At 32.4% G+C, this 26,510-nt stretch carries 30 protein-coding genes and 1 riboswitch; of the genes, 25 read left to right on the top strand and 5 right to left on the bottom strand.

The window, feature by feature from the left end:
* Positions 1-183: 183 nt before the first annotated feature.
* Complete coding sequence (locus AB1J10_RS04100; protein ID WP_070039160.1) at positions 184-720, bottom strand: GNAT family N-acetyltransferase; 537 nt, start codon at positions 718-720, stop codon at positions 184-186.
* A gap of 487 nt (positions 721-1,207) precedes the next feature.
* Positions 1,208-1,633, bottom strand: a complete 426-nt coding sequence (locus AB1J10_RS04095; protein WP_046207487.1) for an organic hydroperoxide resistance protein — start codon at positions 1,631-1,633, stop codon at positions 1,208-1,210.
* 174 nt (positions 1,634-1,807) lie between these two features.
* On the opposite strand from AB1J10_RS04095, the gene aroD reads away from it, so the two are divergent.
* Positions 1,808-2,527, top strand: coding sequence for a type I 3-dehydroquinate dehydratase (aroD, locus tag AB1J10_RS04090; protein ID WP_369003014.1), 720 nt, complete (start codon positions 1,808-1,810; stop codon positions 2,525-2,527).
* A 66-nt stretch (positions 2,528-2,593) separates the two neighbouring features.
* Entirely contained in the window at positions 2,594-3,139 is a 546-nt protein-coding gene (locus tag AB1J10_RS04085) for a nitroreductase family protein (RefSeq protein WP_046207489.1), read from the top strand.
* A gap of 122 nt (positions 3,140-3,261) precedes the next feature.
* Here AB1J10_RS04085 and AB1J10_RS04080 read toward each other — a convergent pair whose 3' ends face one another.
* On the bottom strand, positions 3,262-3,582 hold the full coding sequence (locus AB1J10_RS04080; RefSeq protein WP_046207490.1) for a thioredoxin family protein: 321 nt from the start codon (positions 3,580-3,582) through the stop codon (positions 3,262-3,264).
* Positions 3,583-3,725: 143 nt separating this feature from the next.
* On the opposite strand from AB1J10_RS04080, the gene AB1J10_RS04075 reads away from it, so the two are divergent.
* The 7 genes from AB1J10_RS04075 to AB1J10_RS04045 all read left to right on the top strand — a co-directional run bounded on the left by AB1J10_RS04075 (position 3,726) and on the right by AB1J10_RS04045 (position 8,364).
* A complete protein-coding gene (locus tag AB1J10_RS04075) occupies positions 3,726-4,079 on the top strand; it encodes an arsenate reductase family protein (protein ID WP_046207491.1) in 354 nt (117 codons plus the stop codon).
* A gap of 179 nt (positions 4,080-4,258) precedes the next feature.
* Positions 4,259-4,639 carry a glycine cleavage system protein GcvH gene (gcvH, locus tag AB1J10_RS04070; RefSeq protein ID WP_046207492.1) on the top strand — a complete coding sequence of 127 codons (381 nt, stop codon included), beginning with the start codon at positions 4,259-4,261 and terminating at the stop codon, positions 4,637-4,639.
* Positions 4,640-4,887: 248 nt separating this feature from the next.
* Positions 4,888-5,280 carry a toprim domain-containing protein gene (locus tag AB1J10_RS04065; protein WP_046207493.1) on the top strand — a complete coding sequence of 131 codons (393 nt, stop codon included), beginning with the start codon at positions 4,888-4,890 and terminating at the stop codon, positions 5,278-5,280.
* Positions 5,277-5,576, top strand: coding sequence for a thioredoxin family protein (locus AB1J10_RS04060; RefSeq protein ID WP_046207494.1), 300 nt, complete (start codon positions 5,277-5,279; stop codon positions 5,574-5,576). The genes AB1J10_RS04065 and AB1J10_RS04060 overlap by 4 nt, the downstream gene beginning before the upstream one ends.
* 53 nt (positions 5,577-5,629) lie before the next feature.
* Positions 5,630-5,735, top strand: a riboswitch (SAM riboswitch).
* Positions 5,736-5,816: 81 nt separating this feature from the next.
* Positions 5,817-6,842 carry a methionine ABC transporter ATP-binding protein gene (locus AB1J10_RS04055; protein WP_046207495.1) on the top strand — a complete coding sequence of 342 codons (1,026 nt, stop codon included), beginning with the start codon at positions 5,817-5,819 and terminating at the stop codon, positions 6,840-6,842.
* Positions 6,835-7,530 carry a methionine ABC transporter permease gene (locus AB1J10_RS04050; RefSeq protein ID WP_046207496.1) on the top strand — a complete coding sequence of 232 codons (696 nt, stop codon included), beginning with the start codon at positions 6,835-6,837 and terminating at the stop codon, positions 7,528-7,530. The genes AB1J10_RS04055 and AB1J10_RS04050 overlap by 8 nt, the downstream gene beginning before the upstream one ends.
* 18 nt (positions 7,531-7,548) lie before the next feature.
* Positions 7,549-8,364 (top strand): MetQ/NlpA family ABC transporter substrate-binding protein, encoded by an 816-nt coding sequence (locus AB1J10_RS04045; protein ID WP_046207497.1) that lies wholly within the window; start codon positions 7,549-7,551, stop codon positions 8,362-8,364.
* A 701-nt stretch (positions 8,365-9,065) separates the two neighbouring features.
* Here AB1J10_RS04045 and AB1J10_RS04040 read toward each other — a convergent pair.
* Positions 9,066-9,917, bottom strand: coding sequence for a DUF368 domain-containing protein (locus AB1J10_RS04040; protein WP_070039165.1), 852 nt, complete (start codon positions 9,915-9,917; stop codon positions 9,066-9,068).
* Positions 9,918-10,282: 365 nt separating this feature from the next.
* Here AB1J10_RS04040 and sufC point away from each other — a divergent pair, with 365 nt between their 5' ends.
* The 12 genes from sufC (at position 10,283) to AB1J10_RS03980 (ending at position 23,008) form a co-directional block, all read left to right on the top strand.
* Complete coding sequence (gene sufC / locus AB1J10_RS04035; RefSeq protein ID WP_046207499.1) at positions 10,283-11,044, top strand: Fe-S cluster assembly ATPase SufC; 762 nt, start codon at positions 10,283-10,285, stop codon at positions 11,042-11,044.
* A gap of 98 nt (positions 11,045-11,142) precedes the next feature.
* A complete protein-coding gene (gene sufD / locus AB1J10_RS04030) occupies positions 11,143-12,450 on the top strand; it encodes a Fe-S cluster assembly protein SufD (protein WP_046207500.1) in 1,308 nt (435 codons plus the stop codon).
* Positions 12,451-12,621: 171 nt separating this feature from the next.
* A complete protein-coding gene (locus tag AB1J10_RS04025; RefSeq protein WP_046207501.1) occupies positions 12,622-13,860 on the top strand; it encodes a cysteine desulfurase in 1,239 nt (412 codons plus the stop codon).
* Positions 13,850-14,299 carry a Fe-S cluster assembly sulfur transfer protein SufU gene (gene sufU / locus AB1J10_RS04020; protein WP_046207502.1) on the top strand — a complete coding sequence of 150 codons (450 nt, stop codon included), beginning with the start codon at positions 13,850-13,852 and terminating at the stop codon, positions 14,297-14,299. The genes AB1J10_RS04025 and sufU overlap by 11 nt, the downstream gene beginning before the upstream one ends.
* Positions 14,300-14,435: 136 nt before the next feature.
* Positions 14,436-15,833: a Fe-S cluster assembly protein SufB gene (gene sufB / locus AB1J10_RS04015; RefSeq protein ID WP_046207503.1), complete on the top strand. Its 1,398-nt coding sequence runs from the start codon at positions 14,436-14,438 to the stop codon at positions 15,831-15,833.
* A 238-nt stretch (positions 15,834-16,071) separates the two neighbouring features.
* Complete coding sequence (locus AB1J10_RS04010; RefSeq protein ID WP_070039167.1) at positions 16,072-17,091, top strand: hemolysin family protein; 1,020 nt, start codon at positions 16,072-16,074, stop codon at positions 17,089-17,091.
* Between the two features lie 65 nt (positions 17,092-17,156).
* On the top strand, positions 17,157-18,227 hold the full coding sequence (locus AB1J10_RS04005; RefSeq protein ID WP_046207505.1) for an NAD(P)H-dependent flavin oxidoreductase: 1,071 nt from the start codon (positions 17,157-17,159) through the stop codon (positions 18,225-18,227).
* 186 nt (positions 18,228-18,413) lie between these two features.
* On the top strand, positions 18,414-19,262 hold the full coding sequence (locus tag AB1J10_RS04000; RefSeq protein ID WP_070039170.1) for a DUF72 domain-containing protein: 849 nt from the start codon (positions 18,414-18,416) through the stop codon (positions 19,260-19,262).
* A 12-nt stretch (positions 19,263-19,274) separates the two neighbouring features.
* A complete protein-coding gene (locus AB1J10_RS03995) occupies positions 19,275-20,099 on the top strand; it encodes a sulfite exporter TauE/SafE family protein (RefSeq protein WP_369003013.1) in 825 nt (274 codons plus the stop codon).
* A 20-nt stretch (positions 20,100-20,119) separates the two neighbouring features.
* The gene (locus AB1J10_RS03990; protein WP_046207508.1) at positions 20,120-21,439 is read left to right on the top strand and encodes a bifunctional metallophosphatase/5'-nucleotidase; all 1,320 of its coding nucleotides are present in this window, start codon (positions 20,120-20,122) and stop codon (positions 21,437-21,439) included.
* An 81-nt stretch (positions 21,440-21,520) separates the two neighbouring features.
* Entirely contained in the window at positions 21,521-22,450 is a 930-nt protein-coding gene (gene lipA, locus AB1J10_RS03985; protein WP_046207509.1) for a lipoyl synthase, read from the top strand.
* Between the two features lie 171 nt (positions 22,451-22,621).
* Entirely contained in the window at positions 22,622-23,008 is a 387-nt protein-coding gene (locus AB1J10_RS03980; protein ID WP_070039173.1) for a YutD family protein, read from the top strand.
* A 301-nt stretch (positions 23,009-23,309) separates the two neighbouring features.
* Here AB1J10_RS03980 and AB1J10_RS03975 read toward each other — a convergent pair whose 3' ends face one another.
* Positions 23,310-23,576, bottom strand: coding sequence for a DUF3055 domain-containing protein (locus AB1J10_RS03975; RefSeq protein WP_046207511.1), 267 nt, complete (start codon positions 23,574-23,576; stop codon positions 23,310-23,312).
* Between the two features lie 145 nt (positions 23,577-23,721).
* Between AB1J10_RS03975 and AB1J10_RS03970 the strand changes: the two genes are divergently transcribed.
* From AB1J10_RS03970 to AB1J10_RS03955, 4 genes are all read left to right on the top strand, one after another.
* Positions 23,722-24,156, top strand: a complete 435-nt coding sequence (locus AB1J10_RS03970; protein WP_046207512.1) for a DUF86 domain-containing protein — start codon at positions 23,722-23,724, stop codon at positions 24,154-24,156.
* A 6-nt stretch (positions 24,157-24,162) separates the two neighbouring features.
* On the top strand, positions 24,163-24,942 hold the full coding sequence (locus AB1J10_RS03965; protein WP_070039176.1) for a TIGR01457 family HAD-type hydrolase: 780 nt from the start codon (positions 24,163-24,165) through the stop codon (positions 24,940-24,942).
* A 10-nt stretch (positions 24,943-24,952) separates the two neighbouring features.
* Positions 24,953-25,912 (top strand): 2-hydroxyacid dehydrogenase, encoded by a 960-nt coding sequence (locus AB1J10_RS03960; RefSeq protein ID WP_064209464.1) that lies wholly within the window; start codon positions 24,953-24,955, stop codon positions 25,910-25,912.
* A gap of 447 nt (positions 25,913-26,359) precedes the next feature.
* Positions 26,360-26,506 (top strand): teichoic acid D-Ala incorporation-associated protein DltX, encoded by a 147-nt coding sequence (locus AB1J10_RS03955; RefSeq protein WP_070039178.1) that lies wholly within the window; start codon positions 26,360-26,362, stop codon positions 26,504-26,506.
* Positions 26,507-26,510: the final 4 nt, after the last annotated feature.

Here is a 26,510-nt window from a genome sequence, read left to right as displayed (position 1 = left end):
TATTAATCTAATGTTTTAAATGATAGCTTAATAAAATAATATTTGCTTAACAATTTAATTGCAAGTCATTTTTAAATATGTCATAACATTTATTAAAAAGGTTATTAACAAAAATGCTAAATGATCATAGGTAGTGGAACGTATATTGATTGAATGAGGTGGTTTCAATAACTATGTCATATGTTATTCGAATAATGCCATATCTTCTCCGTTGAAATAATAAATCAACCAGTGTTCGTCAACATAACCCACTTCATATTTCCGAGCAAATTTTTCTATTGCAAGTAATTCAAAATTTAAATTGCTAAAAAAGACTTTACCACTAATATTATTTGATATAAGTGAAGTCATTAGAATTTCAATTTGTTTTTTTTGACAGATTTGGAATACATATTCCATTAATTGTTTAGCAAGATATTCTCTAGATTCATGGTTTTCGCCCATAACACACATATTCTCAATAACTGCTTTGTGTGCCAAGCTATAACTCTGATTAAATATAAGTGTTACAGCACCTATCAAAACGCTATCTTGAAAGGCTCCAATGACAATTGATTTATTTGAATTGGTAGAAAGTAAATCTTGTAAATTTAGTTCGGCCAAGCAGCGATCATTTTGCAATTTCCATGCAAATACGTCAAGATCTTCATGAATGCCACGTTTTAATAATGTTCTATAGTTGGATATATCATCGATTGATAAGTAACGTATATTTGTCATTGAGTGCCTCCTAAATTTTATAAACCATTTATATAATAGTTTAATTAATTTTAATGCCGTATTAAATTTGATTTTAAGGGAAAAAGTAAAATTGAGCAACACTATATTTAATTTTATTCAAAAACATGGAATCATGTTTATTTCGAAAGCCAAAAAAATATAAAATTATTAAGTGTTTAATTGTATTTTATTTAATTTTTAAATGACGCGAATGGATAGGATGGTTATGGTATAATATGGTGAGTGATATATTATGAGCGGAGGCACGATAAGTGGAATCTTTAATGACTATTATAGTTTCGCTAATTTTGCTTATCTTGATTTCTTTTGCCATATTAATGATTTACATATGGATTAATTATAAAGATGAAGACAATTAAAAAAAGAGGAAATGATCAAAAGACATCACGACATAAGCATAAGCAGTACTAATTTAAAAATAAAAGCCCCCAAAATTCTAATCGAATTTTGGGGGCTTTTATTGTTACTATTCTACTACTTGTACATTTAAATCTACGTCAATATTACCGCGTGTCGCTTTTGAATATGGGCAAAATTCGTGTGCATCTTGTAGATATTTTTCAGCATCTTCTTGTGATAAAACATTTTTAACTTTTGCATCTATTGAAACACTTAATTTAGGGCTTTCTGCATCTGGGTCATCTTCTAAACGTACAGTTAAAGTGACTTCAGGTTCAGCGCCTCTGACTTTGTTTTGTTTAAGAATTAAATCAAATGCACCATTAAAGCATGATGCATAACCTGCTGCAAATAATTGTTCAGGATTAGTACCTTTTTCAGCATCAGCTTGTGCTGGAGGAATGACTGCTACATCAATTGCTTTATCATCTGTTTGCACGTGACCGTTACGACCACCTGTATTCGTTGCTTTTGTTTCATAATTTACTGCCATTATATTACCTCCTAAATTACTTATATAACAACAATACCCTTAAAATTAAATTTAAATCATATAAAAGGTGAATGGATTTTTGTTATTTGTTTAAATGTACGCTTTAAAGATTGTGTAAGTTCTTAAGATTGTTATACAATAATTTTAATGTTGATTGAAAAGGAAGTTTTTAAAATGTCTGAAGTAAAAATTGCGGTAACGATAGAGCCAGAAAATAAAATTTCACAAACTTTTTTACATGAATTAGTAAAATATCAAACTTCTATCGATATAATAGAATTGAGAGTTGATCATTGGGCAACACCAGAGATAAATGATATAGCTAATGTCATTGATAAATTATATGAATTAAATTTAAATAAAAAACTTTTAGTTACGTATCGGACACAATCACAAGGGGGTAAAGGTGATTTGACGTTTGATTCGTACATTAGATTACTTGAAAGCATAATTGAAATAGATCACATAGATATGATTGATGTAGAATTTGAAATTAACCAACAATCTCAATATATATTGAACTTGATTGACCAAGCACACAAAAATAATATTGAAGTTATATTGTCTTATCATGATTTTCAAAAAACACCAGCACTCACACAGCTAAAACATTTATATTTTAAAATGCATCAAATGAATCCAGATTACTTAAAAGTCGCGGTCATGCCTTTAAGTAAAGAAGATGTTTTAAATTTATTATATGCATTATCAGCAACAGTAGATACAGTTCCGCAACAAGTCATTGGCATTGCAATGTCGAAATTAGGCACCATTTCGAGAACTGCACAAGGTTTATTTGGAGGCGCAGTATCATATGGTTGTTTAGATAATCCTAAAGCATCTGGACAGATTCAAGTTGAAACTTTAAGCGCGCAATTAAAGTTATATCAGTAGTTTGAAAATCTTATCGTCCTGTCTTATAATTGAAAATAGTTATCAATAGTGAAAGGGCGATATTAGATGGAACTACAAGATGCAATAGCTCAACGAAGAAGTATAAAGGTCTTTAGAAGAGATATGAATATAGATGACGATGCTTTATATGAAGCGATACAGCGTGCTACAGATGCACCGAATCACGGTTTGAGAGCACCTTGGAGAGTGGTTCATATCGCAAAAGATAGATTGGGAGATATGAGTAAGCAATTAACTGAAATTGCTTTTCCTAATCTAAGAAAAAAACAGGAAGATCACTATAAAGTTGCTACTAATTTAGGTGGTATGCTTGCTTTAATCGTTAAAGAAGATCCAAGACAAAAAGAAAGTTTAGAGAATAATATGGCATTTGGTGCATTTGCGCAAAATCTCATGTTATTACTTTTTGAAGCAGGTATTGGTACATGTTGGAAGTCTCCGGCTTATATATTTAATCCTGAAATACGTAAAATATTTGGTGTGAAAGATGATGAGCGTTTAGTAGGGTTATTATATTTAACAGATTTGGAAGATTTAGAAAGAATGCCACACAGAGAACGCCAACACAATCAAATTATTGATAAGTTCTAATTTTGAAAAAAGGGAGTGGATCAGAAATCTTTTAATAAAAAGTTTTCTGATCCACTCCCTAATAATGTCTATTTCAAAATTTTGATTGTTTAAAAGTTAAAATAAAAGAATTAAAGCAAAAATTACTCAAATGTTTCAGCTAAGAATGATTCAACTTGTTCAGGAGATTTTGCATTTGCTGAATGTAAATGTGCTAATTTCTCCCCATTTTTAAAAACTAATAAACTTGGAATACCCATAACGTCATTTTCAGCCGCGGCATCTTCTAATTCATCGCGGTTTACAGTATACCAATTATAATTGTTGTATTTTTCTACAATTGGGTCAATCCACATGTCCATAGCTTTACAATCTGGGCACCATCCTGCTTCAAATTTAACGATGACTGGTGCGTCGCTTTGTATTGTGCTTTTAAATTGATCATTAGTATTAATAGATTCCATAATTAGACTCCTTTATAAAAGATATTAGTATTGACATTATAACTGACAAATTGCAGTAAATAAAAAAATCAGCTTAATAATTAGAGCGTTTTTGTTATAAGTTTGTTATATTAGTGTTAACTAAGCATAGGAGGTTCTGAAAAATGATAAAATTTTACCAATATCCTAATTGTACAACTTGTAAAAAAGCAGCTAAATTTTTACAAGAATACGGGGTAAGTTTTGAACCCATCGATATTGTGCAACATACACCAACTAAAAATGAGTTTAAAGAAATCATAAATACTACAGGTATAGATATCAATAAACTATTTAATACACATGGTGCAAAATATCGTGAACTAGGCCTTAAAGATAAATTGAAAGACCTTTCTGACGAAGAAAAACTAGATTTATTATCCTCAAATGGTATGTTAGTGAAACGACCACTCGCAGTATTAGGGGATAAAGTAACGGTAGGTTTTAAAGAGGAACAATACAAGGAAACTTGGTTGTAAACACACATGCTTTTACAATTCATTTTTAACAACTTTTGAAAAAACCGTTATATACTTCGGAAAAGTTTTGTGCGATGAATTGTAAAACATGAGAAGTATTGTAAAATCAATTAAATAGTTGATTGTAAGCCTTTCATATGGCATCATGAATATGTAAAAACATTTAGGAGGGGATTCTCGTGGCAGTACCAAGTGAATTAAAATATTCTAAAGAACATGAATGGGTAAAAATTGAAGGAAATACAGTAACAATTGGTATCACTGAGTATGCGCAAAGTGAATTAGGTGATATCGTATTCGTTGAATTGCCTGAAACTGATGACGATATTGATGAAGGTGAATCTTTTGGCAGTGTTGAATCAGTGAAAACAGTTTCAGAACTTTATGCACCTGTTTCAGGAAAAGTTGTAGAAACAAATGATGAACTAGAAGATAGTCCAGAATTCGTTAATGAATCACCATACGAAAAAGCATGGATGGTTAAAGTTGAGTTAAGCGATGAAAGTCAATTAGACGAGTTAATGTCAGCTGACCAATATTCTGAAATGATCGGTGAATAATATGAAATCAAACTCCACGATACGATATATCATGGAGTTTTTATTTTTCTATAACAAAAGATTAAATTTCACTTGAATATATTAATTGATTTTGAAGTGTCAAAAACATTAAAAAGTTCAATGGTGACAAATGGATGGTTCAATTATAAGATTTTAATAAGAAACTATAATAAATGTTTATGTTGATAATGTATGGTGTAGAACTAAATATAAATTTGAATTTACTATCACATTTAGAGGTGACTGTCATGGCGATATTAAACCAAGTTATAATTGTCGAAGGTAAAACAGACAAGAAACGGGTGAAGCAGGTGATTGACCAACCGATTGAAATCATTTGTACAAACGGTACTATGGGAATTGATAAGTTAGATGAGATGATAGAATCGTTATACGACAAGCAAGTTTATGTGCTTGCGGATGCAGATGATGAAGGTGAAAAGATACGTAAATGGTTCAAAAAATATTTAAGTGAAAGTAAACATATTCGCATAGAGAAACAATATGGTGAAGTAGCGAGATGCCCTAAAGCCTATTTGTCAAAAGTGTTAGCAAAACATGGTTTTATAGTGAAAGATGAAGAAAAAGTAGCAAAAGCCAAATTAGATTATATTGCTGAAAGGGTCAGTTTATTAACATGAATGTAAAGAATGAAACGCGTGTTAATGTTTTCGAACACGTAGATAAAGAAAAATATCTAATTTTTGGTTATACGCCAACTTGTGGTACATGTAAAGTGTCAGAACGCATGTTAGATATTGCGAATGAAATTTTAAAATTACCAATTACTAAAATAGATTTAAATTTTCATCCTGATTTTAGTCAACAACATGAGATACAATCGGTACCGATACTTATGCTTATGTCTAAAGGTGAAGAACAAAAAAGAATTTATGCATTTCAATCAGTGCCTTATTTGTTAGAAAATTTAAAATAATTATTGACGAATCTTTAGTACAATGGTAGGATTATGGATAATTAAATAATGTACTCTTATCACGAGAGGTGGAGGGATGTGCCCTATGAAGCCCGGCAACCGTCTGTAATAGAAATGGTGCCAATTCACATAAAGTAGATAAACTTTAGAAGATGAGAGAAGCGACATTGCTTTCTCTATTCTTCAGTGAAAAGAGAAAGCATTTTTTAATTGAATGAGCAATACAAGGAGGAAACGACAATGATTGAATTAAATCAAATCGTTAAGAGATACAAGACGAAAAAACACGATGTGTTAGCAGTAGATCATGTTGATTTAAGTATTCAATCAGGCTCGATTTTTGGTGTGGTTGGTTTTTCGGGTGCAGGTAAAAGTACTTTGATAAGACTTTTAAATAATCTTGAACAACCAACTTCAGGAGATGTCATCATTGATGGAGATACGATTGGGAAATTATCAAAATCAGAATTGAGAAAAAAACGTCAAAAAGTGAGCATGATTTTTCAACATTTTAATCTATTGTGGTCACGTAATGTTTTAAATAATATTACTTTTCCATTAGAAATTGCTGGTGTATCACGCAATGAAGCCAAAAAAAGAGCGATTGAACTGGTGGAATTGGTAGGACTAAAGGGTAGAGAAAACGCCTATCCATCAGAGTTATCGGGTGGACAAAAACAACGTGTAGGTATTGCCCGTGCGTTAGCAAATGAACCTAATGTTTTACTTTGCGATGAAGCTACAAGTGCATTAGACCCGCAAACAACGGATGAAATACTAGAATTATTATTAAAAATTAAAGAAGAAAGAAATTTAACAATAGTTATTATCACACATGAAATGCAGGTCATAAGACGTATTTGTGATGAAGTGGCAGTGATGGAAAATGGTCGCGTCATTGAACAAGGACAAGTGTCAAATGTTTTCGAAAATCCACAGCATGAAGTAACAAAACGCTTTGTGAAAGAGGACTTAAACGATGAGTTTGATGAGTCTATTTCTGAATTAATCGAATTAGATGAAACTGCTTATATCGTACGATTGAATTTTACAGGAAATAATACAACTGAACCATTGGTATCATACATAACAAAGACACATAATATAGATGTTAATATTCTTGAAGCAAATATTAAGCATACTAAAGATGGTGCTCTAGGATTTTTAGTATTACATTTATTAGATGTGAATTCTGAAAAATTCGAAAAGTTCAAAAATGATTTAGCAGCACAACATGTTTCTGTGGAGGTGTTAAAGCATGGGTAGTTCATTCGGCGAGATTCTACAGGAAATGCTAACAATGCCTAATGTAAGTTGGGATGAAGTTTGGTTAGCTACATATGAAACAATTTATATGACATTGATTTCTACAATATTTGCTTTTATTTTTGGTTTGATACTTGGTGTACTTTTATTCTTATCTGCTAAAAGCCAATCACCAGTAGCTAGAGTGTTTTACAGTGTCGTATCGTTTATTGTGAATTTATTCAGAGCAATACCATTCATTATTTTAATTTTACTACTTATACCATTTACGAGTTTAGTACTTGGAACAATTAGTGGTCCAACAGGTGCTTTACCTGCACTAATTATCAGTGCAGCACCATTCTACGCTAGATTAGTGGAAATTGCTTTTAAAGAAATAGACAAGGGTGTTATAGAAGCGGCTTGGTCAATGGGAGCTACAACATGGACAGTAGTTAAGAAAGTGTTGTTACCTGAAGCTATGCCAGCATTAATATCTGGAATAACTGTAACAGCAATAGCATTAGTAGGCTCTACTGCAGTAGCTGGTGTGATTGGAGCTGGAGGTCTAGGTAACTTAGCATACCTAACTGGCTTCACACGAAACCAAAACGATGTCATATTCGTTTCTACAATTTTAATCTTAATTATTGTTTTTATCATCCAATTTATTGGAGATCAAGTTACTAATAAAATAGATAAACGTTAAGTTAAAGGGGACAATTATATGAAAAAATTATTTAGTTTAGCTTCAATCATCGCTTTAGCATTAGTATTAGCTGCTTGTGGTAATGGCGGCGGAGGTAAAGATAAGACAATTACAGTTGGCGCTTCTCCGGCACCACATGCTGAAATATTAGAAAAGGCAAAACCAATTCTAAAAGATAAAGGTTATGACTTAAAAATTAAAACGATTAACGATTATACAACACCTAACAAATTATTAGATAAAGGTGAGTTAGATGCAAACTTCTTTCAACATACGCCTTATCTAAATACTGAAAAGAAAGACAAAAACTATAAAATTGAGTCAGCAGGAAATGTACATTTAGAACCTATGGCTGTTTACTCAAAGAAATATAAAAGTTTAAAAGAATTACCAAAAGGTGCTACTGTTTATGTTTCAAACAACCCTGCAGAAGAAGGACGTTTCTTAAAATTCTTCTCTGACGCTGGATTAATTAAAATTAAAAAAGGTGTTAAAACTGAAGATGCTAAATTTGATGACATCGTAGAAAATAAAAAAGATATCAAATTTAATAATAAACAATCGGCAGAATACTTACCTAAGATTTATCAAAAAGAAGATGCTGACGCAGTAATCATCAATTCAAACTTCGCAATTGATCAAAAATTAAGTCCTAAAAATGATTCAATTGTTTTAGAAAAAGCAAAAGATAATCCATATGCTAACTTGATTGGTGTAAAAGAAGGCCATAAAGACGACAAAAAAATTAAAGCGTTGATGGATGTATTACAGTCTAAAGAAATTAAAGATTACATCAATAAAAAATATGACGGAGCCGTAGTACCAGCAAAATAATAGCAACACAATTAACAAACCCTTTAACTTCAATAGTTGAAGGGTTCTTTTTGTTTGAATTTAGTAAAAGGACAGTGTGTGAAATTATCAGTATAACTCGGAAAATTCGTCCAAACAGTTATATTGATCTAAATTTATTCACTCAAGATGATCATATTTTCTTATCAAAAACTATTTGATGCAAGTAACTTATGAAATATTACTCTATGGACTTAATGGTCTACAAAATGGCTTTTAAGTTGAAGCGGTATTCATTTGTTTTGTTTACAAGGTGATTTTATATAGAAAAATTGCATATTTGAAAATTAAAGTTTTATAGACTAAAATTAAATTATGTTTGAGTGAATTGCTTTAAAGCACGAAAATATTGAAGGCGTTATTCAATATTATATTATCATTCAAACTGTGACAGGGAGAACTTAAAATTGTGCGTAACTTATATCATGATATAGGTTGCGTCATTATATATATAAGCGTTCATCATATATCATTTCGCTGTTGATGTATAAGCATGAATGTAAAATAGCCCGGATATGGTATGGATTTGTAACTAAACTACTTAACTAGTTATTGCAACGAATCATTACCATTCCGGGCTTTTAATATTTTAATATGGGGAGAAATCAAATGTTATTACGTGATTTCAAAGTCAAAATCTTAGTAAGCTAGTGATAAATTAATATGATTTCTGCATAGAAGTATTAAAAATCATCACTCGTAATATGTCCTAGTTTATAGCTAATAAAGTAACCTGAAATTATTGTGATTATAGAAATAATCCATGTAGTAACATCGCTTGGTAACCCAGGAAATACTGCATACAGTGATCCTACAACAAAACCAATGATAATGGCATATGTTAAGTATGTGTAATGGTTTAAAAGGTACTGAATCAATTTACTAGAAAATAAGAAACCACAAATAATTCCAATACCTACAATCATTAAGATAGGTACAGCGTTAAAATTTAAAGACATAAATTCTGAAATTGAAAACATTACAGTACCATATACACCAAATACTAATAGCATAAAGGACCCTGAAATACCTGGCAGTAACATTGCACTAGAAGCACAAACACCTGCAATAAAATATTTAATAATAAGACCAGTTGATAATTCAAGTGTTTCTCCTGCATGTTTATCACCATCATTTAATAAGGTAATCACTACAATGATTATAATACCAAGTAAAACGAGTAAATAATGAGAAGTTTGAAATGTTTGTTTAACTCTTGCTGTGTTTAATAAATAGGGTATGATGCCTGCTATTAGACCAACAAATAAAAACATCGTTGGCACGGTATGTTCACTTAAAAGATAATTAATTACTTTACTTAATAAACCTATGGCAATGACCATCCCTAACCCAATAGGAATCAGGAATTTTAAGCTTTCCCAAAACTTCTTTGAAAATATTCCACTAATAGAGCGTATAAAATCATCATAAATACCTAGAAGTAAAGCGATAGTTCCTCCGCTTACACCGGGTACTAAATCTGATGTGCCCATTGCAAATCCTTTCCATAGATTTGACCACTTAATTTTTGACATATCATAATCCTTTCTATCTAAAATATATTAAAAATGATAGCACAATTTGTCATAGAACTATATTAAAAACAAAAGTTAAAATGAATAAATGATTATAGAATATGCTTTGTTCATAATGAATAATATAGGGATAAATGAGTTGAGAACATCATATCTTATATTATCAGTTAAAGAATTCTTTATTGCACTAACAAAAATCATTGTATTTTGATAACAATTTTAATTTAGCACTTGAAAAGGTTTATATTCCAACACAACTGCGTTATAATTAGAAGGTGTAACAAGGGCTCAGTCTTTTGACTGTAGATTAAAATTATTATAAACTGGATAGGAAAAACATATCATATAATACGGAGGGAATATGTATGCCATCAACATTAGAAATTAAAGACCTACATGTGTCTATTGAAGATAAAGAAATTCTTAAAGGTGTTAATTTAACAATTAATACAGGAGAAGTACATGCAGTAATGGGACCTAATGGTACAGGTAAATCGACGTTATCATCTGCAATCATGGGACATCCTAGCTACGAGGTAACACAAGGTGAAGTATTATTAGACGGCGTTAACATTTTAGAGTTAGATGTTGATGATCGTGCTAAAGCGGGATTATTCCTTGCTATGCAATATCCATCAGAAATTACTGGTGTAACGAATGCAGACTTTATGCGTTCAGCGATAAACGCTAAACGTGAAGAAGGCGAAGAAATTAACTTAATGCAATTCATTAAAAAGTTAGATAAGGAAATGGACTTTTTAGATATTGATCAAGATATGGCACAACGTTATTTAAATGAAGGATTTTCAGGTGGGGAGAAAAAACGTAATGAAATTCTTCAATTAATGATGTTAGAACCTAAATTTGCTATTTTAGATGAAATAGACTCAGGACTTGATATTGACGCATTAAAAGTAGTTTCAAAAGGCATCAATCAAATGCGCGGAGAAACGTTTGGTTCATTAATCATTACGCACTATCAACGACTATTAAATTATATTACACCTGACCATGTACACGTTATGTACGGTGGTAAAATTGTTACTTCAGGAGGACCTGAATTAGCGAAACGCCTTGAAGAAGAAGGTTATGAATGGGTTAAAGAAGAGTTTAATGCTGCAGAATAAGTCTTAATTCATATGAAAAAATATTATAGATGAAGATTTAGGTTTTGATTTATACCGATGAGTTAAATCATACAATCATCAAATGGGAGGAAAAAAGTATGACGACTGAAACTTTGAACATTTCTGAAGCACAACTTGTTGAATATTCACAAGCCCATAATGAACCTTCTTGGTTAACTGAATTACGTAAAGAAGCGTTGAAATTAACTGAAACTTTAGAAATGCCAAAACCAGATAAAACAAAAATCACGAGATGGGACTTTGATTCATTTAAACAACATGAAACAACAGGTAGCGTATATGAGTCATTAGAAGAATTGCCAAGTGAAGTTAGAGAGATAATTGATGTTGAAAACACTGAAAATTTGGTTATTCAACATAATAATACTTTAGCGTTCACAAAAGTTTCTGATTCAGCTCAAAATGATGGAGTTATCGTTGAAGGCTTAGCAGATGCATTAATAAACCATCCAGATTTAGTGAAAAAATATTTTATGAATGAAACTGTTACAGTTGATGAACATAGATTGACTGCACTACATACTGCATTGTTAAATGGTGGCGTATTTGTATATGTTCCAAAAAATGTAGTAGTTGAGCATCCAATTCAATATGTAGTATTGCATGACGATGAAAATGCCAGTTTCTTTAATCATGTCATTATTGCAACTGAGGAAAGTGCTGAAGTGACGTATGTAGAGAACTACTTATCAATCGCCAGTGGAGAAGGCAATCAACTTAACATTGTTTCAGAAGTGAGTGCTGGAGCTAATTCGAAAATCACATACGGTTCAGTAGATTATTTAGATAAAGGTTTCACTGGGCATATTATTCGTCGCGGTGTTACTGAAGCAGATGCCACTATCAACTGGGCGTTAGGTTTAATGAACGAAGGTAGCCAAATCATTGATAATACAACGAATTTAATTGGTGACCGTTCTGAAAGTGAACTCAAATCAGTTGTTGTTGGTACTGGTAGCCAAAAAATTAATTTAACTTCTAAAATTGTTCAATATGGTAAAGAAACAAATGGTTACATCTTAAAACATGGTGTAATGTTAGAAGGTGCGCAAACAGTATTTAATGGTATTGGTTATATTAAACATGGCGGTACGAAATCTATTGCGAACCAAGAATCTCGTGTTCTGATGTTATCTGAGAAAGCACGAGGAGATGCGAACCCTATCTTACTTATCGATGAGGATGATGTAGAGGCTGGTCACGCTGCATCAGTTGGTCGTGTCGATCCTGAACAATTGTATTATTTAATGAGCCGTGGTATTTCACGTCAAGAAGCTGAACGTCTCGTTATTCATGGTTTCTTGGACCCAGTTGTACGTGAATTGCCAATCGAAGATGTTCAACGTAAGTTACGTGAAGTCATCGAATTAAAAGTTAATAAATAATAAACACTGAATACAATTGAATCCGCAGCAAAATAAGATTAAGAGAATGTTATTGAACATGACTATAAAATGCTCAGATTAAATGAAATAAAATACGTTAGTTTGTTGTATTTCTTAAATTGCTACGGTTTCTTTATTGATTTTTTAAATTAAGAAAGGTCTGTGGATAATTTGACCCAATCATTAAATGTTAACGAAATATTAAAAGACTTTCCAATTCTCAACCAAAAAGTTAACAATAATCGCCTTGCTTATTTAGATACAACTGCTACTAGTCAAACACCAATACAAGTTATTGATGTTATAGCGGATTATTATAAGCGTTATAACTCTAACGTACATCGTGGTGTACACACACTTGGATCATTAGCAACTGATGGTTATGAAAGCGCACGTGAAACAGTCAGACGTTTTATTAATGCAAAATATTTTGAAGAAATTATCTTCACTCGTGGTACTACAGCATCAATTAATATTGTTGCACATAGTTATGGAGATGCGAATATTTCAGAAGGTGATGAGATTGTAGTCACTGAAATGGAACATCATGCCAATATCGTGCCTTGGCAACAATTGGCTAAGCGTAAGCATGCATCTTTAAAGTTCATTCCAATGACAGATGATGGTGAACTTACAATTGAAAATATAAAAGCAACAATTAATGATAATACAAAAATTGTCGCTATTACACACGTTTCAAATGTATTAGGTACAATTAATGACATTAAGACTATTACTGATATTGCTCATGAACATGGTGCTATCGTAAGCGTAGACGGTGCACAAGCAGCGCCACATATGGATTTAGATATGCAATCACTAGATGTTGATTTTTATAGTTTTAGTGGCCATAAAATGCTAGGACCTACGGGTATCGGAGTATTATATGGTAAACGTGCCTTGCTAGATAAAATGGAGCCAGTCGAGTTTGGCGGAGATATGATTGACTTTGTTGAAAAATATGATGCTTCATGGGCTGATTTACCTACGAAATTTGAAGCGGGTACACCATTAATTGCGCAAGCGATTGGTTTGGCTGAAGCAATCCGTTATATTGAAAACCTAGGTTTTGATGCGATACAAGCACATGAACATGAATTGACGACGTATGCTTATGATAAGATGTCTGAAATTGAAGGTATAGAAATATATGGGCCACCAAAAGACAGACGTGCGGGTGTTATAACGTTCAATATGGCTGATGTTCATGCTCATGATGTAGCGACTGCAGTGGATACTGAAGGTGTTGCAGTTAGAGCAGGCCATCACTGTGCGCAACCATTGATGAAATGGTTGAATCAATCGTCAACTGCACGTGCAAGTTTCTATATTTATAATACTAAAGAAGATATTGATCAATTAGTAGAATCCTTGAAGCAAACGAAGGAGTTTTTCTCATATGAATTTTAATAATTTAAACCAGTTGTATCGTTCAGTCATTATGGATCATTATAAAAACCCTAGAAATAAAGGGCGTTTAGATACTGGTGCAATGACAGTTGATATGAATAATCCAACTTGTGGGGATCGCATTCATCTTACGTTTGATATTGAAGATGGTTTTATCAAAGATGCAAAATTTGATGGAGAAGGTTGTTCAATTTCAATGTCTAGTGCTTCAATGATGACTGAAGCAGTAAAGGGTCACTCTTTAGCTGAAGCAATGCAAATGAGTCAAGAATTCACAAAAATGATGCTTGGTGAAGATTATGAAATCAGTGAAGCAATGGGAGATATTGAAGCGCTGCAAGGCGTTTCTCAATTCCCAGCTAGAATTAAATGTGCTACTTTGGCTTGGAAAGCTTTAGAAAAAGGTACAGTTGAAAAAGAAGGAAATACAGAAGACTAATCCATGTTGATACGTTGACATTGTGTAAATTTCCATTCACACTAGACATAACACCAAGATTAGTTGTAATACGATGTAACTACAAACGAAGTTGTCTTGACGCGAGTCGTTTTAATATATAAAAGGAGTGATTTAAATGGCTAAAAAAGCACCTGATGTGGGTAATTACCAATATGGTTTCCATGATGAAGATGTTTCCATTTTTAGATCAGAACGCGGTTTAACAGAAAATATCGTCCGTGAAATTTCAAATATGAAAGAAGAGCCAGAATGGATGCTTAATTATAGATTGAAAGCATTAAAACAATTCTACAAAATGCCTATGCCTCAATGGGGTGGCGATTTATCAGAATTGAATTTTGATGATATCACTTATTATGTTAAGCCATCTGAACAAACTGAACGTTCATGGGATGAAGTGCCTGAAGAAATCAAACGTACATTTGATAAATTAGGTATCCCTGAAGCTGAACAAAAATACCTTGCCGGTGTTTCAGCCCAATATGAATCCGAAGTTGTTTATCACAATATGGAAAAAGAACTTGAAGAAAAAGGTATCGTCTTTAAAGATACTGATACTGCATTAAAAGAAAATGAAGACCTATTTAAACAATATTTCTCAACAGTTGTGCCAGCTGGAGATAATAAGTTCTCAGCACTTAATTCAGCTGTTTGGTCTGGTGGTTCATTCATTTATATACCGAAAAATATTAAGCTAGATACGCCATTACAAGCGTACTTCCGTATTAATTCTGAAAACATGGGACAATTTGAACGTACACTCATCATTGCAGATGAAGGTGCTTCAGTTAACTATGTAGAAGGTTGTACGGCTCCGGTTTATACAACAAGTTCACTACACTCAGCTGTAGTTGAAATTATCGTCCACAAAGATGCCCATGTGCGTTATACTACAATTCAAAACTGGGCTAATAACGTTTATAACTTAGTTACAAAACGTACATTAGTACATGAGAATGGTAATATGGAATGGGTTGATGGTAACTTAGGTTCTAAATTAACGATGAAATATCCAAACTGTGTACTTATGGGTGAAGGTGCTAAAGGTAGTACGTTATCTATTGCCTTCGCTGGTAAAGGTCAAGTTCAAGATGCTGGTGCAAAAATGATTCATAAAGCACCTAACACTTCATCTACGATTGTATCTAAATCAATTTCTAAAGACGGTGGTAAAGTAATTTATCGCGGTATCGTACACTTTGGTCGTAAAGCTAAAGGCGCACGTTCAAACATTGAATGTGATACTTTAATTTTAGATAATGAATCAACTTCAGATACAATTCCATACAATGAAGTATTTAATGATAATATTTCATTAGAACATGAAGCTAAAGTATCAAAAGTTTCTGAAGAACAATTATTCTATTTAATGAGCCGTGGTATTTCTGAAGAAGAAGCAACAGAAATGATCGTTATGGGCTTCATTGAACCATTTACTAAAGAGCTTCCAATGGAATATGCTGTTGAAATGAATCGTCTTATCAAATTTGAAATGGAAGGTTCAATCGGCTAAAAATTGGTAATCAAAAATTTGGTTTTACAGTAAATGATTAAATATAAAACACGAGTGATACTATTTTGATACCCGTATACTTTTGGGATTCAAATTTGTATCACCTCGTGTTTTTTTATTCGTATTGTTTTGAAAACGTAGTTCTAATAGTTAGAAATGCGTTTATGCATTGTAATATGAGGGAATTGATACATATCGTTTAAAATTTTATAGAATACAAAAAAGGAGTTATGCTGATATGATTATTGCTATAATCATACTTTTATTTGCTTCATTCTTCTTTTCTGGTAGTGAAACAGCTTTAACTGCTGCAAATAGGATGAAAATACAAACTGAAGCTGAAAATGGAGATAAAAAATCCGCTAAATTATCAAAACTACTTACAAAACCCAGTGAGTTTATTACTACAATTTTAATTGGAAATAATATTGCGAATATTATTTTACCTACATTGGTGACAGTCTTAGCAGTGGATATTGGCGTGAACGTTGGTATAGCTACTGCAGTGACAACGGTTGCTATCATCATTATTTCTGAAGTAATTCCAAAATCTGTTGCTGCAACTTATCCAGATCGTATGTCTAGATTGGTTTACACGCCAATTGCATTTTTTGTCACAATATTTAAACCAATTACGAAATTGTTAAACTGGTTAACGGATATGATTAATAATTTACTTTCCAAAGGACAAGAAGATCAACAACGGTTATCAAAAGAAGAAATTAGACAGATGGTTACAATTGCAGGTAGCGAAGGTGCATTTAATGAAATGGAACGAAATCGAATCCAAGGTGTTATGGATTTTGAACAATTAAAAATAACCAATATTGATACAACACCGAGGATTAATGTAACCGCGTTTCCGGCTGATATATCTTATGAAGATGCATATGATACTGTCGTGACGAATCCATATACACGTTATCCAGTATATGATGGTGATATCGATCATATTATTGGCATTTTCCATTCAAAATATTTGTTAGCATGGAGTAAAGAAAAGTCAAATGATATTTTACAATATACTTCAGAACCTTTATTTGTGAATGAACATAATAGAGCAGAATGGGTGCTCAGAAAAATGACTGTGTCGCGCAAACATTTAGCGATTGTATTAGATGAATTTGGTGGCACAGATGCCATTGTGTCTCATGAAGACTTGATTGAAGAGATGCTAGGTATGGAAATTGAAGATGAAATGGATGAACAAGAACGAGAAAAATTAGACGCACAAATGCAAGCTTATAATAAAAAATAAAAACTTTAGTAATAAATTTTCAGTGATATTTAGGTTATTGTATTTCAATAAAAGGAGTGTTTTGTATGCACTTTTCATCAAAGGTGACCAAAATGTTGAATATCAAGCTTCCAATCATACAGGCAGGTATGGCAGGTAGTACGACACCGGAATTAGTAGCTTCTGTCAGTAATAGTGGAGGACTTGGTACGATTGGAGCAGGTTATTTTACTCCAGAAAAATTAGATTCTGAGATAACTTATGTGCAAGAATTAACTGACTTACCCTTTGCCGTTAATTTATTTGTTCCAAGTGAACAATTATATATTCCAGAAAATGTAGAACACATGAATGCATGGTTAAAACCTTATAGAAAAGCTTTAAACTTAGAGGAACCTGTGATTGATATTAGTGAAGAACAGCAATTTAACGATGCCATAGATATGGTGATTGAAAAAGGGGTTCCTGTAGTATCATTTACTTTTGGGATCCCAAATCAAAATATTATCAAAAAATTGAAAGCGCGTCAGATTACTGTGGTAGGCACAGCAACCTCTGTTGAAGAAGCGAAAGCCAATGAAAGCGCAGGAATGGATGCGATTATTGCTCAAGGTAGTGAAGCGGGTGGTCATAGAGGTTCTTTCACTGTGACTTCTGGTGAACACACGCCATTGGTTGGTACCATGTCATTGATACCACAAATCGTGGATAATATATCTATTCCAGTTATAGCAGCAGGAGGCATTATGGATGGACGTGGTGTGGTTGCAAGTATGGTGCTAGGTGCTGAGGCTGTACAAATGGGAACAGCATTTTTAACTTCAGAAGAAAGTGGAGCTTCAACATTATATAAAAATGCAATACAGCAGAGCAAAGAAACAGATACTGTTATCACAAAAGCCTTTACGGGAAAACCAGCTAGAGGTATCGATAATGAATTTATACACAAGATGGAAAGTTATGCTGATGATATTCCAGATTATCCTATTCAAAATCAATTGACGAATAGTATTCGTAAAACTGCAGCTGATTTAGGTAAGGAACAATGGACGCATTTATGGAGCGGACAAAGTCCAAGGTTATCCCAACCGAATTCAGCTGCTCAATTGATAGCTGATATCGTACAAGAAACAGAACGCATACTCAATGATGATTAATCTTTAGATGTTTTAATAAAAGTTGCTATTTAATAAATGATAGCAACTTTTTTGATTTTTGTATCTATGGAATCTTTTAAAATGACCGTTGATTTTCTTAACTTTAACCGTTGAAATAATTGAAGAATAAAATTTAATCAAGTGAATCTTATAATTCATCTATGGTATCATGTAACTGGTGATACTATGATAAATATTGGTTTAACAGGTTGGGGAGACCATGATACTTTGTACGAAGATTTACAGCGTAAATCAGATAAGTTGATTACATATGCAAGTCATTTTCCCATTGTAGAATTAGATGCATCGTATTATGCGATACAACCTGAAAGAAATATTAGGAAATGGATAAGAGAGACGCCTGAGAGGTTTCAATTTATTGTTAAAATTCATCAGGCATTAACACTTCATGCAGATTATCATGATTTTGCTGAATCAAGACAAATACTTTTTGATCAGTTTAAAGCGATGTTAGCGCCATTAAAATCTGAACAAAAGTTAGCGATGGTATTAGTACAGTTTCCACCTTGGTTTGACTGCACAGTTCAAAACATTAAATATATTCGATATGTACGAGAACAGTTGAAGGATTTTCCTGTCTGTATAGAATTTAGACATCAATCCTGGTTTAATGATAAGTATAAAGAAGAAACGTTAGCTTTTTTAACTGAACATGACATGATACATGCGGTATGTGATGAACCACAAGTAGGCCAAGGTTCTATACCATTAGTCAATCGTATTACAAACGAAACAGCATTTGTGCGTTATCATGGTAGAAATGAACATGGATGGACAAAAAAAGACATGACGGATGAAGCTTGGAGAGACGTTAGATATTTGTATGATTATAATAAGCAAGAACTTAATGATTTAGCGCAAAAAGTGAAATTATTAGAACAAAAAGCTAAAAATATTTATGTCGTGTTTAATAATAACTCCGGTGGTCATGCTGCACAAAATGCTAAAACATACCAAACATTATTAGGCATTGATTATGAAGGCTTAGCACCACAACAATTAAAATTATTTTAGGAGCGGTCAGATATGTTAACAATAATCATTTTGATTTTAATTGGTGGTTTATCAGCCATATTGGGTTCACTTGTGGGCATTGGTGGCGGTATTATCATCGTCCCAACTTTAGTTTATTTGGGCGTAGAAAATGATTTACTACATGGCATCACACCTCAGATTTCCATAGGAACATCTTCATTAATATTAATCGTGACAGGACTATCGTCAACATTAGGTTATTTAAAAACGAAACAAGTTGACGTCAAAAATGGTTCCATCTTTTTATTTGGTTTGTTACCAGGCTCTTTGGTTGGATCAATTTTAAGTCGTTTTTTAACTTTAGATTCTTTTAATTTATATTTTGGTATTTTCTTAATATTCGTAGCAATTCTGCTTATGATAAGAAATAATATAAAACCAATGAAAATGTTTAATAAGCCTAAGTATGAGCGTACATATGTAGACGGTTATGGAAAAATACATCATTATAGTGTTCCGCCAATTGTGGCATTTATATCAACGTTATTTATAGGTGTTTTGACGGGATTGTTTGGTATTGGTGGTGGTGCACTTATGACACCGCTAATGTTAATTGTTTTTAGATTTCCACCACATGTCGCAGTTGGTACAAGTATGATGATGATATTCTTTTCCAGCGTGATGAGTTCTATTGGACATATTGCACAAGGACATGTAGCTTGGGTATATTCTATTGTATTAATCATCTCTAGCTATTTGGGTGCGAAAATTGGTGTAAAAGTCAATCAATCCATACAATCAAATACTGTGGTTATGTTATTAAGAACAGTTATGCTTATAATGGGACTATATTTAATTATTAAGTCATTTTTATAAACTAAGAGGAGGGTACCAAGGTGAAATTAACTATTTACCATACAAATGATATTCACAGTCATTTGCATGAGTATGCTCGTATTTCCGAATATTTAGCTCAAGAGAGACCAAAATTAAATCATCCCTCGCTCTATTTAGATATTGGAGACCATGTAGATTTATCTGCTCCTGTTACAGAAGCTACTATGGGAATCAAAAATGTTGAGCTTTTAAATCAAGCACATTGTGATATAGCAACTATTGGTAATAACGAAGGTATGACAATATCACATGATGCATTAAACACACTTTATGACAATGCAGAATTTGATGTAACTTGTGCAAATGTTTTTGACGAACAGGGTGACTTACCTCGAAATATTACATCATCAATCATCAAAGAGATTGAAGGTGTGAGAATCTTATTTGTTGCAGCCACTGCGCCATTCACACCATTTTATAGGGCTTTGGATTGGGTTGTTACGAATCCATTAGAAGCGATTAAAGATGAAATTAGCGCACATCAAGATGCGTATGACTTATTGATTATTATGAGTCATGTGGGTGTGTTTTTTGATGAAAAATTATGCCAAGAAATTCCTGAAATTGATTTAATATTGGGTAGTCATACACATCATTATTTTGAAAATGGTGAAATGAATAATGGTGTGCTAATGGCAGCTGCTGGTAAATATGGTCACTTTTTAGGTGAAGTAACATTAGAGATAGACCAAAAAAAAGTTGTAGATAAACAAGCAGTGATTTATCCAGTAGACACTTTGCCGGAAGTAGAAACACATTTCGAAAAAGAAGGTAAAGCACTGTTAAGCGATCCAGTTATTAATAGACCAGTTGATTTGCAGAGAAGGACAGATGTAATAACAAAGACGTCTTATATGTTAGCTGAAAGTATATTTGAATTTACGAATGCTGACTGCACAATTATTAATGCAGGATTGATTGTAAAAGGTATTTCAGCGGATCAAGTGACGGAATTTGATATACATCAAATGTTACCTCATCCTATTAATGCTGTTCGCATCCGCTTAAACGGTCTAGAATTAAAAAATATAATCATTAAAAGTCAAAAGCAAGAATATCTAAATGAACATGCACAAGGTTTAGGTTTTAGAGGAGATATATTTGGTGGTTATATACTTTATAATTTAGGATTAATCGAATCTGAAGCAAGATATTTTATCAACGGAGAAGAAATTGAAGACGATAAAAGTTATGTGCTAGGTACTGTTGATATGTATACATTTGGTCGTTATTTCCCAACGCTTAAAGAACAATCTATAGATTACTTAATGCCAGAATTTTTAAGAGATATTTATAAAGATAAATTGCTCGAATATTAAAATATTACATTTTACGTTTTAATTTAATCCGATTTTCGTTATAATGATTACAGATTTGAAATCAGGAGGAATTGTACGGTTATGGCTACTAAAAATGAAGAAATTTTACGTAAACCAGATTGGTTGAAAATAAAACTGAATACTAACGAAAACTACACTGGTCTTAAGAAAATGATGCGAGAAAAGAACTTACATACAGTGTGTGAAGAAGCAAAATGTCCAAACATACATGAATGTTGGGGCGAGCGTCGTACTGCGACATTTATGATTTTAGGTGCAGTTTGTACGCGTGCATGTCGTTTCTGCGCGGTTAAAACCGGATTGCCAAATGAGTTAGATTTAGATGAGCCAGAGCGTGTGGCAGAATCTGTTGAATTAATGAATTTAAAACATGTTGTTATAACAGCGGTTGCACGTGATGATTTAAGAGATGCTGGATCAAATGTTTATGCTGAAACAGTCCGTAAAGTACGTGAGCGTAACCCTTATACTTCAATAGAAATATTACCATCTGATATGGGTGGTGACTTCGAAGCTTTAGAAACATTAATGGCTTCAAAACCAGATATTTTAAACCATAATATTGAAACAGTTCGTCGTTTAACACCAAGAGTTCGTGCTAGAGCGACTTATGACCGTACTTTAGAATTCTTAAGACGTTCTAAAGAATTACAACCTGATATACCAACAAAATCTAGTTTAATGGTAGGACTAGGGGAAACTCACGAAGAAATTTATGAAACAATGGATGATTTACGTGCAAATGATGTAGACATCTTGACTATCGGCCAATATTTGCAACCTTCACGTAAACACTTAAAAGTTGAAAAATACTATACACCATTAGAATTTGGTAAATTAAGAAAAGTAGCAATGGATAAAGGTTTCAAACATTGCCAAGCTGGACCACTTGTGAGAAGTTCTTATCATGCAGATGAGCAAGTGAATGAAGCTGCAAAAGAAAGACATCGCTTAGGTGAAGAACAACTTAACATGGATTCTAATAGTTAAAATATAGAAATTGTATTTAAAGACTTAGTTCAATTAGAGCAATTAACGACGCACGTTAACTCACTTTGGGCTAAGTCTTTTATTAGCAATTATAATAATAGATTACTAACCTTTTTAAGTCAGACACTGTATGGTTAAATTGAGTAATGAAAATTAGATTAGGTGAGTATAATGATAAAAGTTAATAGTTTTTATTTTGAAATTATAGAAGAATATAGAGAATGTTTTGATGAAACATTATTTGCAAATCGTTACGCAGACATTTTAGATAAATATGATTATATTGTAGGAGATTTTGGATATGATCAATTAAGGTTAAAAGGATTCTATAAAGACTCGAATAAAAAGGCTGAATTAAGTAAGCGCTTTTCGACAATTCAAGATTATTTATTAGAATACTGCAATTTTGGATGTCCGTATTTTATTTTAAGAAAAGTTCCTGAAAGTGAGATTAAATCCCGAATTGAAACAGAGGATGAAAATACAGAAATACCTTTTGAAGAAAATAAATTACAAGATGTCAAAATCCAACCAACAATTCAAGATACTGAGCATTAAGTTGATGTAGATTTAGAGTTAGTTTCATATTATTAATAAGTTAGGCTACGATATTGAACCGAGATTTAAGGTTTAGTATCGTAGCCTTTTTCTATGATTGAAATATGGTGCCTAATGAAAAAGGCTGATTATCGTAGGTGATTCAGCCTTACATCAAGCAGTTATTATTGAATGATTCATGACATTGTGACATATCATGTGCATTAATTTCATTAGCAATATTGGATAAACTAATTGCTAACAAATTGAAGTGATTTTATGCAAGCAATATTATCTTAAACATGTGCGTTTATCGTGGTAATTATTGTATAACTTGATTGAGGTATTCAGTGATTTCATTGCCTTCATTTTCAGTTACACCTAAAATATAAGCAATATAGCCTTCTTCTTCTAAATCATCTGTACCAATAATGCCAAATTTATTTGTTTGCATGTTTAAAACCATTGTTTTTCCAAAATGGCGATCAGTTTGTATGAGCATTAAATCATAACGACTATATTCTCCGACGAAACCTACAAATTGTACCTGTGATGATTCATCGTCGTCATAGAGGTACATATCTATCATAATAAACACCCTTTCATCATTGAGTTATTAAAGTTTTTTATCATTCGAATCATTTAATGAAATAAAAAGTCTTAGTTTACAGTATAACCATAAATGAATTCGACTGCAAAGGTGTGGTATGATGAGAATGATAGGGGTGACATAGATGTATTTTGTTAATAAAGAAAAGTTAGATAAAAAAATAAATTACTTACAACAATTGGTAAATGATTATCCGAAATATAGAGATAATCACTATGCATTTGAAAGAATTTCACAAATGTTGATCGAATCATCGGTAGATATTGGTAATATGATTATTGATGGCTTTATTTTAAGAGATCCAGGCAATTATAAAGATGTCATCGATATTTTAGAGTTAGAAAATGTAATCACTAAAGATACTCAAAGTAATATTAACCAAACTGTAGATGTTAGAAAACAATTCGTTCATTATTATGACGAGCTCGATACTACAAAGTTAAAACCACTTTTTGATAAAACACTTGATTATTATCAACAATTTATCGATGAGGTAATACAATTTTTGAATAATGAAAATGTGCCTATTACAGCATTTGGACAAAAAGGAGAGAAGTAAGTTTTGATGAAACAGTACAAAGCATATCTCATTGATTTGGATGGTACGATGTACAAAGGAAATGAAAAAATTGATGGTGCAGCGCAGTTTATTGAATACTTAAACAAGCATCAAATACCTCATTTATTTGTTACGAATAACTCTACCAAAGAACCTACAGAAGTAGCAGAAAAATTAAAAGCGATGGGAGTTGATGCTACAGCAGATGAAGTCGTGACGTCTGCTCTAGCAACTGCAGAATATATTGCTGATGAAAAACCAGGCGCTTCAATCTATATGTTAGGTGGCTCAGGTTTAGAAAAAGCGTTAACGCAACATCATTTGAAAATAAAAGATGATGAGTATGTAGATTACGTAGTTATTGGTTTGGATGAAGCTGTAACTTATGAAAAATTAGCAACTGCTACGCTAGGTGTTCGAAACGGTGCAAAATTTATTTCAACTAATAAAGATGTATCCATACCCAAAGAACGTGGATTCTTACCAGGTAATGGCGCGATTACAAGCGTTGTGTCAGTCTCTACTGGTGTTGAACCAATATTTATTGGTAAACCAGAACCTATTATTATGAATAAAGCCTTGGAAATTTTAGGGTTAGATCGCTCTGAAGTTGCAATGATAGGTGATTTATATGATACAGATATACTTTCTGGAATCAATGTTGATGTTGATACAATACATGTTCAAACAGGTGTATCAACTTTAGATGATGTTAATCAAAAAGCAATACCGCCAACATATAGTTTTAAAGATTTAAATGAAGTAATCAAAGAACTCGAAATTTAGGAGTGATTGAATGCAAAAAATCGTAGTTAGTAGAAAAATTCCACAGAAATTTATTAAGCAATTAGAGGACATCGGTGAAGTAGAAGTTTGGGATGCGTCATTGACCCCTATGCCACGAGAAAAGTTTTTAACTGCTTTAAAAGACGCAACTGCTTGTTTTGTGACATTAAGTGAAATAATGGATGAAGAAGTGATTGAAGCTGCACCAAATCTGAAAGTCATAGCAAACATGGCAGTAGGCTATGATAATATAGATATTGATTTGATGCAAAGTAAGGGTATTGTTGTGACGAATACACCAGGTGTTTTAACTGAAACGACAGCAGAATTAGGATTTACCTTAATGCTTGCAGTAGCAAGACGTGTAGTCGAAGCGGAAACATATGTTCAAAACGGTGAATGGCAGAGTTGGGGGCCGTATTTATTTGCTGGTAAAGATTTATATCAAGCTAACGTTGGTATTTATGGTATGGGGGATATTGGAAAAGCATTCGCGAGACGCCTAAAAGGTTTCAATACGAATATAATGTATCATAATAGAACCAGACATAAAGATGATGAAGAAGCACTTGGTGCATTATACGTTTCATTTGAAACATTATTAAAAGAGAGTGATTTTGTCATTTGTACGGCACCATTAACTGCAGAAACACGTGATAAATTTGACGATAAGGCATTTAAAATGATGAAAAAAGATGCGATTTTTATCAATATCGGTAGAGGTGCTGTTGTCGATGAAGAAGCATTAGTGAAGGCGTTGCAAAATGAAGAAATTAAAGCATGTGGTTTAGATGTTTTAAGAGAGGAACCCATAGATATGCAACATCCATTACTCTCAATGAACAATGCAACGATACTTCCACATATTGGTAGTGCATCGGTTATAACAAGAGACCGAATGATACAACTGTGCATAGATAATATAAAGCTAGTATTAGACGAAAAAGATCCTAAAACGCCCGTTGTATAAATGATTGAAACGAATTTAAGCTGCTTATTACCTGTTTAGCTCGGGTGATTGGCAGCTTATTTTTTAGGAACATTACATTAAATAGCGTAATTTGAACTTACTTAATAAATCGAGGATGCTCACCGCATTTGATGAAAAGGGTCATTACATTCATGTATATTACTATATCTTGGGTTAGAATAGTTAAAATTAATACACAATAAATTCTTTTAAATGAGTTTATTGTGTGTTTTTTTGAATTTTAAAATAATACTCTATTTATTTATATACTATCTAACAATTTTGTTATATATATGCACAAATATTTAATTGTAATGATGTAGGAAAAATTGTATAATTAATTGGTGAAAAAGTTGTATAACTTATATACAATAAGGTGTAAAATATAAAAAAATAATTTAATGAAGATGATTAATGTTGAATTTATATAAATTTTAGAGGTGAAATATGCACAAAAACGATAAAGAACATACTGCTTTACAAAAATTCAAGCCATGGTTATTGACAGTAATGTACCTAGCTATATTAATTGCATTATATTTAATTTATGGTACAGGTGATACACACAATAACTTTATTTACAATGAATTTTAATTAA

It is taken from the genome of Staphylococcus cohnii species complex 1663 (assembly GCF_041008415.1).
In the GTDB taxonomy this organism is placed as follows: Bacteria; Bacillota; Bacilli; order Staphylococcales; family Staphylococcaceae; genus Staphylococcus; species Staphylococcus ureilyticus.
Note: the sequence above shows the minus strand (reverse complement) of the source record. Positions and strands in the feature narration are given on the sequence as shown.

Coding starts and splice junctions, on each gene's coding strand:
- AB1J10_RS04050 (WP_046207496.1), top strand. CDS start 6,835: ATGGGTAGTTCATTCGGCGAGATTCTACAGGAAATGCTAACAATGCCT.
- AB1J10_RS04085 (WP_046207489.1), top strand. CDS start 2,594: ATGGAACTACAAGATGCAATAGCTCAACGAAGAAGTATAAAGGTCTTT.
- AB1J10_RS04005 (WP_046207505.1), top strand. CDS start 17,157: ATGCACTTTTCATCAAAGGTGACCAAAATGTTGAATATCAAGCTTCCA.
- aroD (WP_369003014.1), top strand. CDS start 1,808: ATGTCTGAAGTAAAAATTGCGGTAACGATAGAGCCAGAAAATAAAATT.
- sufD (WP_046207500.1), top strand. CDS start 11,143: ATGACGACTGAAACTTTGAACATTTCTGAAGCACAACTTGTTGAATAT.
- sufB (WP_046207503.1), top strand. CDS start 14,436: ATGGCTAAAAAAGCACCTGATGTGGGTAATTACCAATATGGTTTCCAT.
- AB1J10_RS03995 (WP_369003013.1), top strand. CDS start 19,275: ATGTTAACAATAATCATTTTGATTTTAATTGGTGGTTTATCAGCCATA.
- AB1J10_RS04080 (WP_046207490.1), bottom strand. CDS start 3,582: ATGGAATCTATTAATACTAATGATCAATTTAAAAGCACAATACAAAGC.
- AB1J10_RS03975 (WP_046207511.1), bottom strand. CDS start 23,576: ATGATAGATATGTACCTCTATGACGACGATGAATCATCACAGGTACAA.
- AB1J10_RS03960 (WP_064209464.1), top strand. CDS start 24,953: ATGCAAAAAATCGTAGTTAGTAGAAAAATTCCACAGAAATTTATTAAG.
- AB1J10_RS03955 (WP_070039178.1), top strand. CDS start 26,360: ATGCACAAAAACGATAAAGAACATACTGCTTTACAAAAATTCAAGCCA.
- AB1J10_RS03970 (WP_046207512.1), top strand. CDS start 23,722: ATGTATTTTGTTAATAAAGAAAAGTTAGATAAAAAAATAAATTACTTA.
- AB1J10_RS04040 (WP_070039165.1), bottom strand. CDS start 9,917: ATGTCAAAAATTAAGTGGTCAAATCTATGGAAAGGATTTGCAATGGGC.
- AB1J10_RS03965 (WP_070039176.1), top strand. CDS start 24,163: ATGAAACAGTACAAAGCATATCTCATTGATTTGGATGGTACGATGTAC.
- AB1J10_RS04065 (WP_046207493.1), top strand. CDS start 4,888: ATGGCGATATTAAACCAAGTTATAATTGTCGAAGGTAAAACAGACAAG.
- AB1J10_RS04060 (WP_046207494.1), top strand. CDS start 5,277: ATGAATGTAAAGAATGAAACGCGTGTTAATGTTTTCGAACACGTAGAT.
- AB1J10_RS04000 (WP_070039170.1), top strand. CDS start 18,414: ATGATAAATATTGGTTTAACAGGTTGGGGAGACCATGATACTTTGTAC.
- sufC (WP_046207499.1), top strand. CDS start 10,283: ATGCCATCAACATTAGAAATTAAAGACCTACATGTGTCTATTGAAGAT.
- AB1J10_RS04055 (WP_046207495.1), top strand. CDS start 5,817: ATGATTGAATTAAATCAAATCGTTAAGAGATACAAGACGAAAAAACAC.
- AB1J10_RS04095 (WP_046207487.1), bottom strand. CDS start 1,633: ATGGCAGTAAATTATGAAACAAAAGCAACGAATACAGGTGGTCGTAAC.
- AB1J10_RS03980 (WP_070039173.1), top strand. CDS start 22,622: ATGATAAAAGTTAATAGTTTTTATTTTGAAATTATAGAAGAATATAGA.
- AB1J10_RS04075 (WP_046207491.1), top strand. CDS start 3,726: ATGATAAAATTTTACCAATATCCTAATTGTACAACTTGTAAAAAAGCA.
- AB1J10_RS04100 (WP_070039160.1), bottom strand. CDS start 720: ATGACAAATATACGTTACTTATCAATCGATGATATATCCAACTATAGA.
- sufU (WP_046207502.1), top strand. CDS start 13,850: ATGAATTTTAATAATTTAAACCAGTTGTATCGTTCAGTCATTATGGAT.
- AB1J10_RS04045 (WP_046207497.1), top strand. CDS start 7,549: ATGAAAAAATTATTTAGTTTAGCTTCAATCATCGCTTTAGCATTAGTA.
- AB1J10_RS04010 (WP_070039167.1), top strand. CDS start 16,072: ATGATTATTGCTATAATCATACTTTTATTTGCTTCATTCTTCTTTTCT.
- lipA (WP_046207509.1), top strand. CDS start 21,521: ATGGCTACTAAAAATGAAGAAATTTTACGTAAACCAGATTGGTTGAAA.